17 protein-coding genes are annotated in these 15,622 nt (G+C 70.1%); 8 read left to right on the top strand and 9 right to left on the bottom strand.

The genetic code is table 11. The features are described 5' to 3' along the window. Nucleotides 1-19: 19 nt before the first annotated feature. Nucleotides 20-706, bottom strand: a complete 687-nt coding sequence (locus tag ACWGE0_RS06025; RefSeq protein ID WP_452259797.1) for a hypothetical protein — start codon at nucleotides 704-706, stop codon at nucleotides 20-22. A gap of 234 nt (nucleotides 707-940) precedes the next feature. Then, nucleotides 941-1,492, bottom strand: coding sequence for a DivIVA domain-containing protein (locus ACWGE0_RS06020; RefSeq protein ID WP_452259796.1), 552 nt, complete (start codon nucleotides 1,490-1,492; stop codon nucleotides 941-943). Nucleotides 1,493-1,588: 96 nt separating this feature from the next. Here ACWGE0_RS06020 and ACWGE0_RS06015 point away from each other — a divergent pair, with 96 nt between their 5' ends. The 4 genes from ACWGE0_RS06015 (at nucleotide 1,589) to ACWGE0_RS06000 (ending at nucleotide 6,177) form a co-directional block, all read left to right on the top strand. Then, nucleotides 1,589-1,960, top strand: a complete 372-nt coding sequence (locus ACWGE0_RS06015) for a YchJ family protein (protein ID WP_452259795.1) — start codon at nucleotides 1,589-1,591, stop codon at nucleotides 1,958-1,960. A gap of 11 nt (nucleotides 1,961-1,971) precedes the next feature. Then, nucleotides 1,972-2,640, top strand: coding sequence for a hypothetical protein (locus tag ACWGE0_RS06010; RefSeq protein WP_452259794.1), 669 nt, complete (start codon nucleotides 1,972-1,974; stop codon nucleotides 2,638-2,640). Between the two features lie 221 nt (nucleotides 2,641-2,861). Next, a complete protein-coding gene (locus tag ACWGE0_RS06005) occupies nucleotides 2,862-5,198 on the top strand; it encodes a hypothetical protein (protein ID WP_452259793.1) in 2,337 nt (778 codons plus the stop codon). Between the two features lie 100 nt (nucleotides 5,199-5,298). Further along, nucleotides 5,299-6,177 (top strand): carboxylesterase family protein, encoded by an 879-nt coding sequence (locus ACWGE0_RS06000; RefSeq protein ID WP_452259792.1) that lies wholly within the window; start codon nucleotides 5,299-5,301, stop codon nucleotides 6,175-6,177. Here the strand turns inward: ACWGE0_RS06000 and ACWGE0_RS05995 are convergent. After that, nucleotides 6,161-7,168: a GDSL-type esterase/lipase family protein gene (locus tag ACWGE0_RS05995; RefSeq protein WP_452259791.1), complete on the bottom strand. Its 1,008-nt coding sequence runs from the start codon at nucleotides 7,166-7,168 to the stop codon at nucleotides 6,161-6,163. The genes ACWGE0_RS06000 and ACWGE0_RS05995 overlap by 17 nt on opposite strands. Before the next feature lie 93 nt (nucleotides 7,169-7,261). On the opposite strand from ACWGE0_RS05995, the gene ACWGE0_RS05990 reads away from it, so the two are divergent. Further along, complete coding sequence (locus tag ACWGE0_RS05990) at nucleotides 7,262-8,224, top strand: GlxA family transcriptional regulator (RefSeq protein ID WP_452259790.1); 963 nt, start codon at nucleotides 7,262-7,264, stop codon at nucleotides 8,222-8,224. Beyond that, nucleotides 8,224-8,844, top strand: coding sequence for a DJ-1/PfpI family protein (locus ACWGE0_RS05985; RefSeq protein WP_452259789.1), 621 nt, complete (start codon nucleotides 8,224-8,226; stop codon nucleotides 8,842-8,844). Before ACWGE0_RS05990 ends, ACWGE0_RS05985 begins: the two co-directional genes overlap by 1 nt. Here the strand turns inward: ACWGE0_RS05985 and ACWGE0_RS05980 are convergent. Both ACWGE0_RS05980 and ACWGE0_RS05975 read right to left on the bottom strand, forming a co-directional pair. Then, nucleotides 8,830-9,474 (bottom strand): response regulator, encoded by a 645-nt coding sequence (locus tag ACWGE0_RS05980; protein WP_452259788.1) that lies wholly within the window; start codon nucleotides 9,472-9,474, stop codon nucleotides 8,830-8,832. The genes ACWGE0_RS05985 and ACWGE0_RS05980 overlap by 15 nt on opposite strands. After that, the gene (locus ACWGE0_RS05975) at nucleotides 9,471-10,529 is read right to left on the bottom strand and encodes a sensor histidine kinase (RefSeq protein WP_452259787.1); all 1,059 of its coding nucleotides are present in this window, start codon (nucleotides 10,527-10,529) and stop codon (nucleotides 9,471-9,473) included. The genes ACWGE0_RS05980 and ACWGE0_RS05975 overlap by 4 nt, the downstream gene beginning before the upstream one ends. A gap of 99 nt (nucleotides 10,530-10,628) precedes the next feature. On the opposite strand from ACWGE0_RS05975, the gene ACWGE0_RS05970 reads away from it, so the two are divergent. Then, on the top strand, nucleotides 10,629-11,489 hold the full coding sequence (locus tag ACWGE0_RS05970; RefSeq protein ID WP_452259786.1) for an ABC transporter ATP-binding protein: 861 nt from the start codon (nucleotides 10,629-10,631) through the stop codon (nucleotides 11,487-11,489). Then, nucleotides 11,489-12,304: a hypothetical protein gene (locus tag ACWGE0_RS05965; RefSeq protein WP_452259785.1), complete on the top strand. Its 816-nt coding sequence runs from the start codon at nucleotides 11,489-11,491 to the stop codon at nucleotides 12,302-12,304. The genes ACWGE0_RS05970 and ACWGE0_RS05965 overlap by 1 nt, the downstream gene beginning before the upstream one ends. A 335-nt stretch (nucleotides 12,305-12,639) precedes the next feature. Here the strand turns inward: ACWGE0_RS05965 and ACWGE0_RS05960 are convergent, their stop codons facing one another. Genes ACWGE0_RS05960 through ACWGE0_RS05945 form a run of 4 tightly spaced genes read right to left on the bottom strand, consistent with a single transcriptional unit; the run spans nucleotide 12,640 to nucleotide 15,615 of the window. Beyond that, a complete protein-coding gene (locus tag ACWGE0_RS05960) occupies nucleotides 12,640-13,722 on the bottom strand; it encodes a molybdopterin-dependent oxidoreductase (RefSeq protein ID WP_452259784.1) in 1,083 nt (360 codons plus the stop codon). Then, nucleotides 13,719-14,318, bottom strand: a complete 600-nt coding sequence (locus ACWGE0_RS05955; RefSeq protein WP_452259783.1) for a class I SAM-dependent methyltransferase — start codon at nucleotides 14,316-14,318, stop codon at nucleotides 13,719-13,721. The genes ACWGE0_RS05960 and ACWGE0_RS05955 overlap by 4 nt, the downstream gene beginning before the upstream one ends. Further along, entirely contained in the window at nucleotides 14,315-14,980 is a 666-nt protein-coding gene (locus ACWGE0_RS05950; RefSeq protein WP_452259782.1) for a TIGR04282 family arsenosugar biosynthesis glycosyltransferase, read from the bottom strand. The genes ACWGE0_RS05955 and ACWGE0_RS05950 overlap by 4 nt, the downstream gene beginning before the upstream one ends. After that, nucleotides 14,977-15,615: a glycosyltransferase family 2 protein gene (locus ACWGE0_RS05945; RefSeq protein ID WP_452259781.1), complete on the bottom strand. Its 639-nt coding sequence runs from the start codon at nucleotides 15,613-15,615 to the stop codon at nucleotides 14,977-14,979. The genes ACWGE0_RS05950 and ACWGE0_RS05945 overlap by 4 nt, the downstream gene beginning before the upstream one ends. Between the last annotated feature and the right edge of the window lie 7 nt (nucleotides 15,616-15,622).

The following is a 15,622-nucleotide window of genomic DNA, read 5'->3' as shown; positions in this document are numbered from 1 at the left end:
GCGGGAAGCAGCTCAGTGTCTACGACAGGACGAGTTGCTTCCGGCGAGTGGTTTCGACCATCGGGGGCGGTACCACTCGCACGAGATCAGGGCCGCGCGGAACGCGCGTGGAGGACACGACGAGATCGCCGGGTGGGGAGTCCGGAACAGCCTTCATCGCCAGGCCGGCGATGAGCTGCCGATGCGTGGCCGACTGCCTGGCGGAGTGAGCACGCCGTCCCAGCCAAACAAGCCGCCGCAGCACCTGAAGCAGGGACTCGAAGTGGCCTGCCAGCGCATTCTCAGCCTTGTGCAGCACGCTCGAGTACCAGGCGCGAACGTGTACAGGTACGTCGATGCTCCAGAAGTGGCGCCCCTTCGGGCGACCGGGAACGTGGGAGAAGAAGAGCCAGTGGGAGTGTGGACGTGGAGGAGAGATGCTGTCCGCCGCCGCCAGTACGCGGCGCTCGTCGTCGAGGTTCAGGAGGCGGTCGACCTCGACTTCGATGACCTGGCCGAGCTCGCGGCTGCTCAGGCCGGACGCGGCGATCGTCTCGGTGAACCAGACTCTGAAGGCGGCGTAAGCGGATTCCCAGTAGGTTTCCGGCTCCTGGGATCGAGAACTCCCGGAGAAGTACTTGCAGGTTGCGTGGACGAGTTGCGCGCCCTTGCCCGGCGACGGGCTCAGGCGGCTCCAGGGTTCGCTCGCCTCGCAGCCTGCTGCCACGGCGGCGAGTATGCCAGCCGGCGCACGACCTGCGGCACAGGACACGCCAACCGGCGCTGTCGCCGTCGACGAGCCCTGCGCCACGCGTGGGCGCAGAAGGTGCCGCTCCTCGAGATCATCACGGGCAAAGGGTCCGGCAAGCTCAAGGGCCGCGTGCTGGCGATGTTGAAGCAGCCGCGTTCGAAGCTGGCTGGACCGGGACTCTTCGGGGGTCCCGGCCCGGCCGCCGTGCCGCTAGTCCATTCTCAGACTGTCGACCTTCGCTTCCGCGATGATGCGTTCTGCTTCGTCCCGGGCCACGTTGCGCAGTTCCGCCAAAGCGCGCATGGCTTCCGCTCGGCGCGCCGACATGGCGAGCCGGAAATCTTCGCGAATCTCCTCGCGTTTGTCCGCGGCCTCCTCGTCGAGCACCCTGGCGCGTTGTTCGGCCTCTCCGACGATCATCAACGCCTTGAGTTGCGCGTCCCTGATGACGTCACGGCGCTCTTCCTCGGCCAGGGCGACCATGCGGGCCAGCCGTTCGGGCAGGCCTTTCGGGTCGATCGGGGTCAGGCAGATGCGGTGCAGGCCGTCCTGCAGTGCCGCGTTCTCCTCCTGGACCGTCATCAACCTGCTGGCCAGGGCGTCGGCCCTGGCTTCTGACGCGTCCCGGTCGGCGGTCACCAGACGCAGCTCGGCTTCCAGCTCGGCGACGTAGTCGTCCACCTCGTCGCGGTCGTAACCGCGCCAACGCAGTCCGAACCACGTGCGCAGCGGTACGAGCTCTGTCCTGCTCTCGACACTCACTTGCCGTCTCCTCTGCCTCCCGCGAGTCAGTCTTGACAAGGGGTACGTACGAGGTGCGGCATCGGTTCTAACGGGTTCACCAGGCACAATGTCGGCGTGAACAACAAACTGTGCCCGTGCGGTACCGGCCAGTCCTATGTGGACTGTTGTGGTGCGCTGCACTCCGGAGCCCGTACCGCGGGCACCGCGGAGCAGCTGATGCGTTCGCGTTACAGCGCTTTCGTGGTGTCCGATGAGGACTACCTGCTGCGGACGTGGGCCTCGAGGAACCGCCCGTCGAGCGCGGGAATCGACTCGACGGACCGCTGGTTGAAGCTCGAAATATTGGCCACGGAAAACGGCGGACTTTTTCAGAACGAGGGCGTCGTCGAGTTCCGGGCGCACTACGTCGGGGGCGTCGTGCACGAGCGGAGCAGGTTCGTCCGGGAGGACGGTCAGTGGGTTTACGCGGAGGCGGAGGCGGAGTGATGGACGCGGTGGTGAAGGTTCTGAACCGGTTCAACGGGCCGCCCGGAATGGGCAACGGCGGTTATTCGGCCGGTCTGCTCGCGGCGCACGTCGATTCCCCAGCCGTGAGTGTCCGTTTGCGCAAGCCCGTGCCGCTGGACCGCGAGATGGAGGTCCGCGGCGGGCAGCTGTTCGACGGTGAGACCGTGATCGCGTCGGCCGAGCCCGCCACGCTGGACCTCGACGTGCCCTCCGCGCCGACGCTCGACGAGGCGCGGAAGGCCGCCGCGAAGATGCCGTGGCGCGACAAGCACCCGTTCCCGACGTGTTTCGGGTGTGGTCCCGGCCGGGAGGACGGCATCGCCGCGCTGCTCGGCCCGCTGGACGGGCGCCCGGAGTGGGCCGGGGTGTGGCGGCCGTCCGAACTGCTGCCCAACGACGGGGCGACCGTGCTGCCGGAGATCGTCTGGGCCGCGCTCGACTGCCCGTCCGCGCAGCCGGTGGCTCCGGACGGCGGGCCCGCGTTCGTGCTCGGCACCTTCGTCGCGCAGGTGGAGCAGCCGGTCGAACTGGGCGTGGACCACCTGCTCATCGCGTGGGAACTTGGGCGCGATGGACGCAAGGCTTACTCCGCGTCGGCCATCATCGGCCCTCACGGTGTGTGCGGACGAGCGCGGGCCGTGTGGGTATCGATTGGATGAGGCCAAATAACCCGACTGGGTGACAAGAGTGCTCCGCGTCTTGATAGCGTGCACCCCCGTTGCCCGGTTAAGCCGAAAGGGCGAGTGAACGGGATGGCACGGAGGTGATCAGGCGCTTGATGGGCCGACGTGCCGCCGCCCATGGCGACCAGCAAACACAGACCCAGAGTGCAGGGCAGAGTTTCGGGGTTCAGGCCACGATCTCGAGCACCGACCACGACATGGATCTGTACCCCGTCGAGCAGCCCCCGGCAGCGGTGACGCCGCCGGAGCCGGTACCCCAGCGTTCGCCGTTCGCGGCGAGTTTCGTCGGGGCGACGCTCGTTGTTTCCGCACCTGAGGGCCCCAGTCAGGGGGCGTCGGGTCTCGCGCGCACGCTGCCGGTCGATCATGGCCGCACCGTGGTCGTGGTCGACTTCCCGAGCGGCGACCAGAGCACTTTCTGGCCGCACGTCGTGGCGGCCCTGAGCGGTCGCGGGCCGATCCGGCTCGCGGTGTCGCACGCCGGCACGATGCGCCCGACCGCGCCCGCGCAGTGGCTCGCCGAGCAGCTGCAGGCCGAGGTCGTGGCCCCGGACGGCGTGCTGACCACCGTGCCCGGTGCCGCGTTCGTCGTGGGCACCCAGGGCTACGGCAGCTGGCTGAAGTTCCAGCCGAACGCCTCCCCGGTGCCGTACGGCCGCCGCTTCCCGGTGCCGCAGTGGGAGGCGATGGACCCGAACTCCCCGTGGCCGACGGGCGAGATCGGCATCTCCGAACCCGTTCCGTCCGGACTGTGGCTGCGCGCGCAGCAGCCGCCGTTCGACCCGTCCGCCCAGGACTCGCGGCCGATCGTGGCGCTGCCGTGCCGCGACAACGTGCTGACCGTCGTCGTCGGCGGCCCCGGCCAGTCGGCGATCCCGACCGAAGAGGTCGTCCGGTTGCTGACCGCGCTGCCCCAGGCGGCCCGGTCGCGCGTGCGGCTCGTCCCGTACGGCATCGACACCGCTCTCGGGCAGTTGGTCGCGGACCAGGTCGGCGAGCCGATCGCGATGTTCACCGGCCTCCCGGTCGGCAACCTGCGCACCGGCGGGCCCGCGGTGATCGCGGTCGACCCGCGCGGGCAGCAGACGTGGCGGCCGTTCGTGACCGAGGTGACGTGCACGCCGAACGAGAGCGTTCCGGCGGTCTCCGGCTATCGCACGCCGGTGCAGGGCCTCTCCGAGGTCGCGCCCGGCGTGTTCTCGCTCGGTGACGGCGTTGTGCTCGAGGTCGTGCCGTCCGGTCTGTGGGTGCGTGAGCAGGAAGAGCCGTACAACGCGGCTGAGGTGCGTTCTCAGCCCGTTGACCCGGAGTGGGCGCGTCTGACTGTGGGCACGCCTGGGCGCACCACGCCCGGTGCGGTCGCGGTGCACGGCGCTGCTCTCGTGGAACGTCTCGAGCCCGAGGTGCGCAAGCTGCTGCGTCTCGTGTTCTGCGACTCCAAGGTGATCGCACCTCCGCCGCCTCCACCACCCCCTGCTCCCGCGGCTCCGGCGAACAACTCGCTCACCGGCAGTCCCGCGCAGATCGCGTCGGCGCTGGGTGCGGCCGCGCACGCGTTGTCGACGCGGGACACGCCGGACAACGGCACCGGCTTCTTCACCGCCGTGACGCCGGCCGAGCCCGAACCCGCCTACGCCACCATGGACCCCGGTCCGGCGATGGCGGCCGTGACGTCGCACGCGCTGGACGACCCGGACGAGGCCGCGTTCCCGTCGGACGACCCGGACTCCGCCCCGGTCCGGTTCCGCGTGGACGGCCCGCTGCCTCTCCAGCCGCTGGCCTCGTGGGAGGCCCCGCCGGAGAACAACGGCGAGCGCGAGACGGTGCCGCCCGACCACAGCAGCTCGGACGTGGAACGTGACACGGTCCGCAGGGCTCTGGGCGAGCGCTATGGCGCGCACGCGGCGACGGTCGTCCGCCTGCTCTCCCAGCGCCCGGACGCGGAGGAGGACCCGACCGCGTTCGAGGCCATGGTCACCGACCTGACGGCGCTGCTCGCGTGCGTGTCGCAGGACGAGGAAATGGTCGTCGACACGCTGCGCATGGGCCGCCTCGGCCGCTTGCGCCCGTACGTCGCGTGCATCGTCTCGGGCCTGAACCGCCTGCCCACGCACCAAGGCGTGGCGACGGTGTGGGGCATGAGCGGACCGACGGGCCCGCGTCGTTTCCGGTCCGGCGATGTGCTGGTCGAGCACGGCCTGCTCGACGCCATCGCGAACCCTGCCTCGCGCATCGAGGGCGCCACCGAGTTCCTGCTGTGGTCGGTCACCGGCCGCAGGGTCGAGGTGGCCGATCGGGTCGCCGTGGCCACCGAGGAACGCGTGGTCTTCCCGCCTGGCACGCCTTTCCGGGTGCTGGCGGTGGCCGAGGCCGAGGGCGATCACCCGCAGCAGGTGTTGCTGCAGGAGATCGCCGGGGCGGCGGCGGACCAGGAGATCGCGGGGATGCGGCCGAGCGTGCTGTCGCAGCTGGAGCGGGCGGCGGCGAACCTGCGGGTGCTGCCGGTGTCGCACCGGGTGACGGTGGAAGCCTGACCGCGCAGAAATTGTCAGACCTGCCTGAGACGATAGGAGTGGGGACTCGCCGCCCCCTGGAGGGGGTCGAGTCGGGATCGATTCCGAAGAGGGGCGGACGGTGAACGCGCACCTGGGCATCCGGTACGCGGAGCCACCGTCCGGCTCGCTTCGCCTTCGACCCCCGGTGGACTGTGACGGCGAGCCGGCGGGCGAGTTCGGCGACGCGCACACGCTGAACGTCTGGTCCCCAGAGGACGCCACAGTGGACGGTGCGGCGCCGGTACTCCTGTGGATTCACGGCGGCGCGAACACCGTTGGCTCGTCAGCACAACCGGAGTACGCCGGCGACGTGCTCGCCGGCCTCGGCGTGGTGTTCGTGAGCTGCAACTACCGGCTCGCGGCCGACGGATACGGTGCTCTGGAAGGCTTCCCGCACAACCGCGGGCTGCGTGACGTCGTCTCCGCGCTCAGGTGGATCCAGCGGAACATCGCACGATACGGCGGAGATCCGGGAAACGTCACGGTCGCCGGGCAGTCGTCCGGCGCGCAGACCGTCGCGAGCCTGATGGTGATGCCCGAGGCGAAAGGCCTGTTCCACCGGGCGATCGCGCACAGCCTGGCCGGGCGGTTCTTCACGCCCGCCGAAGCCGTCGAGGTGCAACGGAAAGCAGAACCGGGCGTCGTGCTGTACCAGCCGATCGTGGACGGCGACACCCTGCCGCGCACGCCGCTGGAAGGCCCGTACGACGTGGATCTGCTGGTGTGCCACACGGCGGACGAGGACCCCGAGCTGTTCCAGAAGCCGACCATGCGACTGGCGGACGAGCACGGCAGGGCGTTCCGGTCGATCTACGCCAAGGAACCGGCCCACCACGGCGCGGACGTCCCGGACATGTTCCGCGGCGACATCGCGCGGGCGTGGGCGAGGTTCGCCCGCGACGGGGATCCCGGGTGGCCGCGGCACGAGCTGCAGCGCTGGGTCAGCTCTCCGTCGTGAGGCCGAGCGTGCCGTCGAGTCGTGGCACGCACGCGCCGTCGCGTTTGTCGGCGGCCAGGAACTCGGTCAGGCAGCGGCCGAACTGCTCGTGGCCGCGGGCGTTGGGGTGGAAGGACTCCTGCAGCGCGTGTGAGGAGCGCTTGTCGTTCGTCAGGCCGTCCCAGTCGACGGTCAGCCTGGTGAACCACTCCTCGTCCTGATGGTCGGAACCACCCCGGCACGCCTCGTGACCCTCACCGGCACGGGAGAGGTCGAGGAAGCGGGCGTTGACCTTGTCCGCGGCCGTGCGCAGGCCGTTCGAGAGCTCCGGCACGGCCTCCTCGACGACCCATTCGAGGTCGGAGGTGCGCAGCGGGCAGCCGGAGAGGTTCTGCAGCGAGCGCGGCATCTTGGGGGAGACCGGCGCCGCGTACGACTGGACGATCAGCTGGTACGAGGAGTCGAGGTAGCTGGAGTCGCGCATGGTCTGGCGGACGGCGCGCAGCGTGTTCTCGACCTTGGGGACCATCCGGCGCACGCGCTTGGACCACTCCGCGGCGACCGACGACGTGCAGTCGCTGCGCTTGCCCCACGCCTCGAAGCACTTGTTGAGAACCTCGGCGAAGTGCGGGTCGTCGTTCGCGCCGATGGCCACGACGATCGCGACGACCTTGTTCGCGCCGGCGATCTCGCGCAGCTTGGGCAGCTGCTCGTTGCGCAGCTTCTCGGAGTTCGCGCCGGAACAGGCCAGGTTGATCTTCTGGTCGGCCTCGACGGCGGTCTTCATGATCGACGCCTCGCGTGAGCGGTGGCACCAGTTGCCGCCGTCCTCGCCGTTCGTGCCCTGCTCGTAGTCGCCGGCGCCCTCACCGGACATCGTGCTGTCACCGAGCGCCACGACCGCGGTTCTGGTCTCGCGGTCCGGTTCCGAGGGTGGCGGGAACGGGTGGTCGCTCACGATCAGCAGGATCGCGAGCAGGCCGATCGTCACGAGAGCAGGGACTTTCCGCATCGCGCGTCAGTTTACCGATCAACTTCCCGCGGTGTCCGGATCCGAGGGAGTTATGGCGTTGCCGCCACGCCCCGCAATGAGGAAGGTGGAGGTGTGGGGAAACTGAGGGAAATAGTGGTTGTTGGTTATGACCGCACTGCGTTGCTGGACCTGGCGGGACCGGTCGAGGTGTTCCAAGCAGCGAACCACGTGGAGCAGAGGTACCAGGTCACGATCGCCACGCTGGGGGGCGAACCGTTCACCGCGACCGCAGGGGTGCGGATCGAGGCCGGAGAAGATCTCTGCACGCTGGACCGCCCGATCGACACGTTGCTGGTCGTCGGTGGCTGGGGCTACGACGCGGCTGCTGCCGACCCGATGCTCACGACGAACCTGCGTCGGCTCGCGCTGAAGTCGCGCCGGATCGCCGGGGTGTGCACCGGGGCGGTGGTGCTGGCCGGCGCGGGGTTGCTCAGAGGCAAGAAGGCGACCACGCACTGGGCGTTCACCAACGAGCTGACCAACCGCGGCGTCGAGGTGGAGCCGGACGCGATCTTCGTGTGCGACGGGCAGGTGTCGACGTCAGCAGGGGTGACGGCCGGCATCGACCTCGCGCTCGCGATGGTCGAACAGGACCACGGACCCGCGCTGGCCCGCCGGATCGCCCAGTACCTGGTCGTGTTCCTGCAACGGTCGGGCGGGCAGTCGCAGTTCAGCGTGCACACCCGCACGCGGCCGGTGTCGGACGGTTCGTTGCGGGCGCTGCTCGACGACATCCACGCGGACCCGACCCGTGAGTGGACGGTGCCGGTCATGGCACGCAAGGCGATGATGAGCGTGCGGCACTTCGCCCGCGTCTTCTCTCGCAGCGTGGGCATCTCGCCCGCGCAATACGTCGAACGAGCCCGCGTCGAGGCCGCCGCCGACCGGCTGGCGAGCACCGGCGACTCGTTGGACCTCGTCGCCCGCGAATCGGGTTTCGGCTCCGCCGAGACCCTGCGCCGGGCCTTCCTGCGCGTGCTCGGCGTGTCGCCGGGCAGCTACCGCGCTCGCTTCCGGACAACTGGGGTTGCCTGATGGATGCCACTTTCGTGCTCTACCCGAACATGACGGCGCTCGACTTCGTCGGCCCGTTCGAGGTGCTGGCCAGCGTGCCGGTGATCTCGGCGCGGTTCGTCGCCGCGACGCTCGACCCGGTGAAGTCCGACAACGGGCTCGTCGTGACGCCGACCGACACGTTCGCCTCGCTGAAGTCGACGGACATCGTCGTGGTGCCGGGTTCCGGGCACTGGCGCGAGCTGCTGAAGGACTCCGGCGGCGTCGTCGAGTGGCTGCAGGAGGTCCACCCGACGACGAAGTGGACGACGTCGGTGTGCACGGGGTCGACGTTGCTCGCGGAGGCCGGGCTGGTGTCGAAGGCGACCACGCACTGGGCCGCGCGCGAGGACCTGGAGGTGCGCGGCGTCGAGGTCAGCACGGACCGGGTGGTGTTCGACGGCAAGGTCGTCAGCGGTGCGGGCGTGTCGGCGGGCATCGACATGGCGTTGCAGTTGGTCGAGGCCGAGTTCGGGGAGATGGTGGCGCAGGCGGTGCAGGTCGGCATCGAGTACGACCCGCAGCCGCCGCGCGCCTACGACTCGATCCCGCCGGAGATTGCGCAGGGCCTCAAGGCCGCGTTCGACTCACGTCAGGCCTGACTGGACGGCGAACACGACGAGCTGGGCGCGGTCTCGTGCGCCCAGCTTCACCATCGCCCGCGACACGTGCGTGCGCACCGTCGCGGGCGAGATCACCAGCACGGCGGCGATCTCGTCGTTGGACGCGCCGGACGCGACGTGCCGCATGATCTCCCGCTCGCGTTCGGTGAGCTTGTCCAGGTGCGGCACGGGCCTGGCCGAGGCACCGGACGCGAACCGGTCGATCACCCGGCGCGTCACGGACGGCGAGAGCAGCGAACCGCCGTCGGCCACCACGTGCACGGCGCGCAGCAGATCGGTCGGGTCGGAGTCCTTCACGAGGAACCCGGACGCGCCGGTCCGCAGCGCCTCGAACACGTACTCGTCGAGGTCGAACGTCGTGAGCATGACGATCCTCACCTCGGCGCACGCGGGATCGGCGCTGACGCGGCGCAGCACCTCGAGGCCGTCCATCAGCGGCATCCGGATGTCCAGGAACACCACGTCGGGCTTGGTGGACTGGATCAGCGACAGCGCCTCGCGGCCGTCGGCGGCCTCACCGGCGAACTGGACGCCGTCCTCGGTCTCGATCAACGTCCGCAGTCCCATCCGGACCAGCGGCTGGTCGTCGGCCACCACCACGCGAATCATGAGGGCAACGGTATCCGGGCGATCACCGCGAAGCCGTGCGATCCGTCGACCTGGAGCGTGCCGCCCAGCGCCTCGGCCCGTGAGCGCATGCCGGTGATGCCGTGGCCTTCGGCGAACTGGCCGGGCGTGCCGGTGTCGGCGACGTGGACGACCAGCTCGCCGCGCACGGTGTACACCTTCACCGACGCGGTGGCGCCGGGGGAGGAGTGCCGCAGGACGTTGGTCAGCGACTCCTGCACGATCCGGTAGACGGCCAGCTGGTAGGTGTCCGGCAGCTCCACCTCGTCGACCTCGACCGACAGGTCGAGTCCTGCCTCGCGCATCCGGGTGGCGAGGGCGGGGATGTCGGCGAGGGTGATGGTCGGCGTCAGCGGAGCCGACCCGCGCAGAGTGTCCAATTCGGACCGCAGACCGTCGAGGGCCTCCTTCGACGTGTCGCGGATCGCTTCCAGTGACGCGCGGGCCTTCGCGGGGTCCTTGTCCAGCACGTACAGCGCGACCCCAGCCTGCATGGCGATCACCGAGAGGCCGTGTCCGACGACGTCGTGGACCTCCTGGGCGAGCCGCAACCGTTCGGAGATCACGGCGCGCTCGCGAACGTCCACAACGGACCGGCGGCGCAACCTCATCAGCACACCGGCGGCGGCGGGCAGCAGGATCCAGCCGGCCGACCAGGTGATCCACGAGGTCACCGAGTCGTTCCACCACGGCAGGATGGCCAGCGCGTACACGAGGGCGCACACGGCGGCGTATTCGATGCGCGCGTACACCGCCACCGCGTACATCGCCGCGACGCCGCTCATCAGGATCGGCCCGAACGGGTAGGTCATCGCCAGGTAGATCGCGATGGACACGGTGGTCAGCCCGAACGTCCACAGCGGACGGACCGAGCGGAACAGCAGGCCCGCGGCCGCCACGGTGATGAGCACGTAAGCGAGGACGTCGAGGTCTTCCGCGCCGCCTTGCAGGCGTGCCGCGAAGCGCGTTCCCGCGAGGCCGAAGAAGAGCAGCGCCAGCGTCAGCGCCACGTCCTGCCATTTGATCCTGAACCGCATGGTGCCGACGATACGACCGGGGACGTACGCAGATGTGCGTATCTTGATGACGCTCCGGTGCGGACGACCCCGACGGTTCCGGGGAACACGATTGGTCCCATGATCGTGACGACGGAGAAGCTGACGAAGCGCTACGGCGACCGCGCCGTGGTGGACGAGGTCAGTCTGTCCGTGCGGCGGGGCGAGGTCTACGGGTTCCTCGGTCCCAACGGCGCGGGTAAGACGACCACGATCCGCATGCTGCTGGGGCTCGTGAAGCCCACCAGCGGTTCAGCCAGTGTCCTCGGTGAGGCACCGGGCACCCCCAAGGCGTTGCTGAAGGTCGGGTCGCTGATCGAGGGACCGGGTTTCTACCCGTACCTGTCCGGCCGCGACAACCTGCGCGTGCACGCTCACCGCAGGGGAGTGGGCAGGACGCACGTGGAAGCCGCTCTCGAGCAGGTGGATCTGGTCGGGGCGGCGGACGAGAAGTTCCGCCGGTACTCGCTCGGCATGAAGCAACGGCTCGGCGTGGCCGCGGCCCTGCTCGGCCAGCCCGAGCTGCTGATCCTCGACGAGCCGACCAACGGCCTCGACCCGGCGGGCATGGCCGACATGCGCGACCTGGTGCGGGCGTTGGCCGCACAGGGGCAGACGGTGCTGCTGTCGAGCCACCTGCTCGGCGAGGTCGAGGAGATCTGCGACCGGGTCGGCGTGATCTCGCAGGGCAAGTTGGTCGCCGAGAGCACGGTCGAAGAGCTGCGCGGCGACACCGTGCTGCTGATTCGCGCCGATCCGATCGAGAAGGCGCACGTGCTGATCGAGGGCAGCGAAATGCACGGCGATGTGCTGCACGTGCGTGAGACGGACGCGGGCGTGTTGATCCGGACCCTGGTCCACGCCGACGTGGACGTGCAGGAAGTCCGGCCGCTGCGCCGGACGTTGGAAGAGGTCTTCTTCGAGATGACGGGAGCGGCGTGATGGGCAGCGTCAAAGCAGAGCTGCTGCGACTGTGGAAGTGGCCGGCGACGTGGGTGCTGATCGGTGTCTGGCTGGTGATGACGCTGACGTTCGGCTACGTGTTCAACTACCTCGCGCTCAACGGCGGCACCAACACGCGTGACCTCTCGCAGCAGCAGCTGATCAGCTCGATGCAGCCGGAGAACGTGGGCGCGGCCGTCGTGCGCGGCCTGCCGATGTTCGGCGGCGCGATCATCCTGGTGCTGGCCGCGCTGGCGGTCGGCAGCGGATACGGCTGGGGCACCTGGAAGACGACTCTCACCGCCGGCCCGCGCCGGGTGTCGGCGATGGCCGGCACGCTCGGCGCGCTGGCCGTCATCGTGGTGGTTCTGGTGGCGCTGACCTTCGTGGTCGACCTGGGTGCGGCGATCACCGTGGCGTCGGTGGAGGGCTGGGACTGGAGCCTGCCCGGTGTTGACGCCTTGGAGGCGTTGGGGGCGTCACTGCTGATCGCCGCCATGTGGACGGGGTTCGGAGTGTTCCTCGGCGTGGTCACCAAGGGTCCCGCGCTGGCCGTCGGGCTCGGGCTGATGTGGGCGATCGTCACGGAGAACCTGTTGCGGGGCGTCGGTTCCCTGCTCGGGCCGGTCGAGTCGCTGACCAAGGTCCTGCCTGGTGGTTCCGCCGGCAACCTCGCCGGTGCCGTCGGCGGATCCGGCGCGCCCGGCGTGCTGAACGACCTGAGCGGCACCACCGCGGCGCTGTTCCTCGCCGGGTACGTGGTGTTCTTCCTGGGAGCGGCGACGCTGCTGAAGGTGCGCCGCGACCTCGTATAGGGCCACGGCGGCCCAGATCACGCCGAGCACGACCGCGACCCCGACGGGGTAGTCGCGGTCGTGCAGGCCTGGGTTGACCGGACCGCTGTACTCCCGCCACAGCAACGGAATCGCGAGGATCGTGACGATTCCGGTGGTGACCAGGCCGATGCCGATGGACGCGCGTTTGACGACGAGGCCGGACGCGCCGACGAGCGGGGCGATCAGGAAGTCGTGGAGCACCACTCCGCCGCCCAGCCAGGCCAGCAGTTCGACGGTGATCTGGGGGAGGAGCAGCCAGGCGCCCCAGGCCGCCAGCGCCACACCGGCCGCACCCAACGCGAACCTGATGCCGGTCATGCCTGTACCTCCAACGACGTGACCCACTTCGTCTGCAGGACACCTGGGCGGTTCGGGGCGATGAGCCGGCAGGGGTAGCCGTGGTCGAGGGTCAGTTCCTCGCCGTCGAGCCGGAGCGCCAGCAACGTGAGCGGGTCCTGGGCGAACGCCCCGGGCAGCGTGGTGGCCCGGTAGAGCCCGTCCTTCTCCAGCGACTCGACCCTGATGTCGCCCTTGTCGACCAGGTCGGCGACTCGGACACCGGTCCAGGTCGCGTTCTGGCTCCAGCCCTCGACGCAGGCGATCGGCAGCTCGACCGTGGTCTGGGGCATCGCTCGCAGGTCTGCCAGCGAGTAGCTCTTCGCACCGACCTTCAGGCGCCAGTCCTGCGGCACCACGATGTTCGCGGCTTTCGCCGTGCGGTTCACCGGCAGCGCGCCCGGTGATCGCCAGGCCAGCGCCGAGACGTTGCGCAACCATGGCACCGTGACACCCGCCGTCGCGACGACCGCGACACCCGTCGTCAGCGCGGTGGTGCGCAGGAAAGCCCGGCGGGACAGGATGGTCTTCTGTTCGGACGCGGGTTCGAGCGTGCGGCGGATGAGCGGGATCTTGACCGCGATGTGGACCAGGAGCGACCCGGCCACGATCCACGCGACCGCGTAGTGGGCGGTGGGGAAGTAGAACGACCACGGGTAGTTCTGCGCCGCGTTGAACAGCCCGGTGACCAGCTCGAAGAACGACGCCGCGATCAGCACGAAGATCGAGGCGCGCTCCAGGGCGTGCGGCACGTTCCTGATGAGCGGCCGTTCGAACAGCTTCGGGTAGACGCTCCACAACTTGGCCAGCAGCAACGGGATCGACGCGACCCCGGAGATCACGTGCACCCCCTGCGTGACCCGGTAGAGGTCGACCGGGCGGGTCGGCCACGGCCAGTCGTGCTGCACGCCGTGGCTGATCAGCCCGGTGACGAAGCACAGCCCGAACGTGATGCCGAGCCACGTGCCGACCCGGCTGGTGACGCCGGTGTGGTGGGCGGGAGCCTTGAACTCCGGTTGCTTCTCGAGCAGCTTCGCCGGGAGTTTCGCCGGGGGTTTCACAGCCGCTCCCAGCAGGCGAACCAGCGTCCGGCGCGTTCTGCCTGCCACAGCAGGAAGAACCCGTCCGCCGGCACCGACTCGGCGTCGCTCCAGGCCCACGGGAACCACTGACCCTTGCTGCCGAGCGTCCGCACCCGTGCCTGGCCGATCGTCAGCCCGGAGCCGGGTTGCTCGACCTCGACGACGACGGTGCCGCTGGGGCGCAGGAGTTGCCCGACACGACGCAGGAGCGCGGCCGGGTCGCCGCCGATGCCGATGTTGCCGTCGGCGAGCAGCACGTGCTGCCAGCGGCCTTCGCCGGGCAGGAGGTCGAACACGTCGCGGCGGATCGCGATGCCGCCACGGGCCGTGGTGCGCCGGACGGCTTCCGGGGAGACGTCGACGCCGAGCGCTTGGACGTTGCGGGCCAGGAGGGCGGCGACTAGGCGGCCGGGGCCGCAGCCGACGTCGAGGGTGGGGCCGGTGCAGGCGTCGAGGAGGACGTCGTCGCCGCCGTCGGCGTCGGCCTGCCAGCGGTCGACGGAGAGCTCACGCGGGGCCGTTCCGACGAGGTCGAGCCAGCTGGGGGTGCCGCGGAGGGCTTGGTCGAACATCATCGGGCCACCGCCGCGATCTGGGTCAGCGTGGCGGCGAACCGGCTGTGCGGTACGTGCGCGGCCACCGCGCGGGCGTCGACCATGGTGTCCACATCGGACAGGATCGGCAGGTTCCGCACGCGCAGTCCGTCGGGCGCTCCGGGGGTGCGCGTCCAGCCCTGCAACGCTTCCAGCGTCCGCAGTCCGGTGTCCGCCTGCGACATCGGCACGTCCCGCAGCACCTCGGCGCGCAGGGGGTCCCGCAACCCGAGTGCCCACCAGCCGCCGTCGAGCGCGAACCCGAGCGCGGCCTCGTCGAACTCGGCGCAGGACTCCAGCAACTCCGGCGTCACCTGCGGGGTGTCCATCCCGATCTGCAGCACCGGCATCCCGAACCGCGCGATGTCGGCGTGCGCGTGCACCAGCCGGTCGGCGAACGTCCAGCCGCGCTGCGGGATCACCACGCATTCCGCCAGCGCGTCCCGCACGTCCTCGCGTCGCACCACTCCGGCCAGCGCCACCACGGGCACCGCGCCGGACGTCGAGAGCGCGGCGTCGAGCGTGTCGAGCAACGAGGCCGCCGCCACGTCCGCGGCTTCCTCCGCGGTCAGTGGCGGGCACAGCCGGGTCTTCACCTGGCCGGGCACCGGTGACTTGGCCATGATCAGCAGGCAGAACCTCATCGCAGCACCCCCGCCATGTCGCGGGCCGCGCGCAGCGTGCCGCGCACCGAGCCCGACACCTTGGAACGCGTACCTGCGGCCCGCGGTCCGTAGGTCACGTCGACCTCGCGCACGCGCCAGCCCGCCTCGCCCGCGCGGACCAGCAGTTCCAGCGGATAGCCGAACGCGCGGTCCTGCAAGTCCAGCGCCAGCAACGCTTCCCGGCGGCACACGCGCAGGGGCGCGATGTCGTGCACGTTCAAGCCGCGGCGCCGCAACAGGCTGGAGATCACGGCGTTGCCGGCCCGCGCGTGCCACGGCCACACGCTCGAACTCACCGGCACCCGGCGGCCCACCACCAGGTCGGCGTCCGTCAGCAGGGCGGCCATGCGGGGCAGTTCGGCCAGGTCCAGCGAGCCGTCGGCGTCCGCGAACGCGACCAGTTCGGAAGTCGCGGCCAGCAGGCCGGTGTGCACGGCGGCGCCGTAGCCGCGGCGTGGTTCGTGCACGACGTGAGCGCCGAGAGAAGACGCGATGGCAGGGGAGCCGTCGACCGAACCGTTGTCCACGATGATCGCGCGGTATCCGGGAGGCAGGGAGGCGAGGACGGCCGGCAGTGCGGCGGCCTCGTCCAGACAGGGCAACACGACATCCATGTGTCCA

The organism is Lentzea sp. NPDC054927 (genome assembly GCF_053610285.1).
This window is presented reverse-complemented; position numbering and strand designations above follow the sequence as displayed.

Bases quoted from the DNA above. Each gene is read 5' to 3' on its own strand.
- ACWGE0_RS05970 (WP_452259786.1), top strand. From the start codon at position 10,629: ATGATCGTGACGACGGAGAAGCTGACGAAGCGCTACGGCGACCGCGCC.
- ACWGE0_RS05980 (WP_452259788.1), bottom strand. From the start codon at position 9,474: ATGATTCGCGTGGTGGTGGCCGACGACCAGCCGCTGGTCCGGATGGGA.
- ACWGE0_RS05955 (WP_452259783.1), bottom strand. From the start codon at position 14,318: ATGATGTTCGACCAAGCCCTCCGCGGCACCCCCAGCTGGCTCGACCTC.
- ACWGE0_RS05985 (WP_452259789.1), top strand. From the start codon at position 8,224: ATGGATGCCACTTTCGTGCTCTACCCGAACATGACGGCGCTCGACTTC.
- ACWGE0_RS05995 (WP_452259791.1), bottom strand. From the start codon at position 7,168: ATGCGGAAAGTCCCTGCTCTCGTGACGATCGGCCTGCTCGCGATCCTG.
- ACWGE0_RS05975 (WP_452259787.1), bottom strand. From the start codon at position 10,529: ATGCGGTTCAGGATCAAATGGCAGGACGTGGCGCTGACGCTGGCGCTG.
- ACWGE0_RS05965 (WP_452259785.1), top strand. From the start codon at position 11,489: ATGGGCAGCGTCAAAGCAGAGCTGCTGCGACTGTGGAAGTGGCCGGCG.
- ACWGE0_RS06005 (WP_452259793.1), top strand. From the start codon at position 2,862: ATGGATCTGTACCCCGTCGAGCAGCCCCCGGCAGCGGTGACGCCGCCG.
- ACWGE0_RS05945 (WP_452259781.1), bottom strand. From the start codon at position 15,615: ATGGATGTCGTGTTGCCCTGTCTGGACGAGGCCGCCGCACTGCCGGCC.
- ACWGE0_RS05950 (WP_452259782.1), bottom strand. From the start codon at position 14,980: ATGAGGTTCTGCCTGCTGATCATGGCCAAGTCACCGGTGCCCGGCCAG.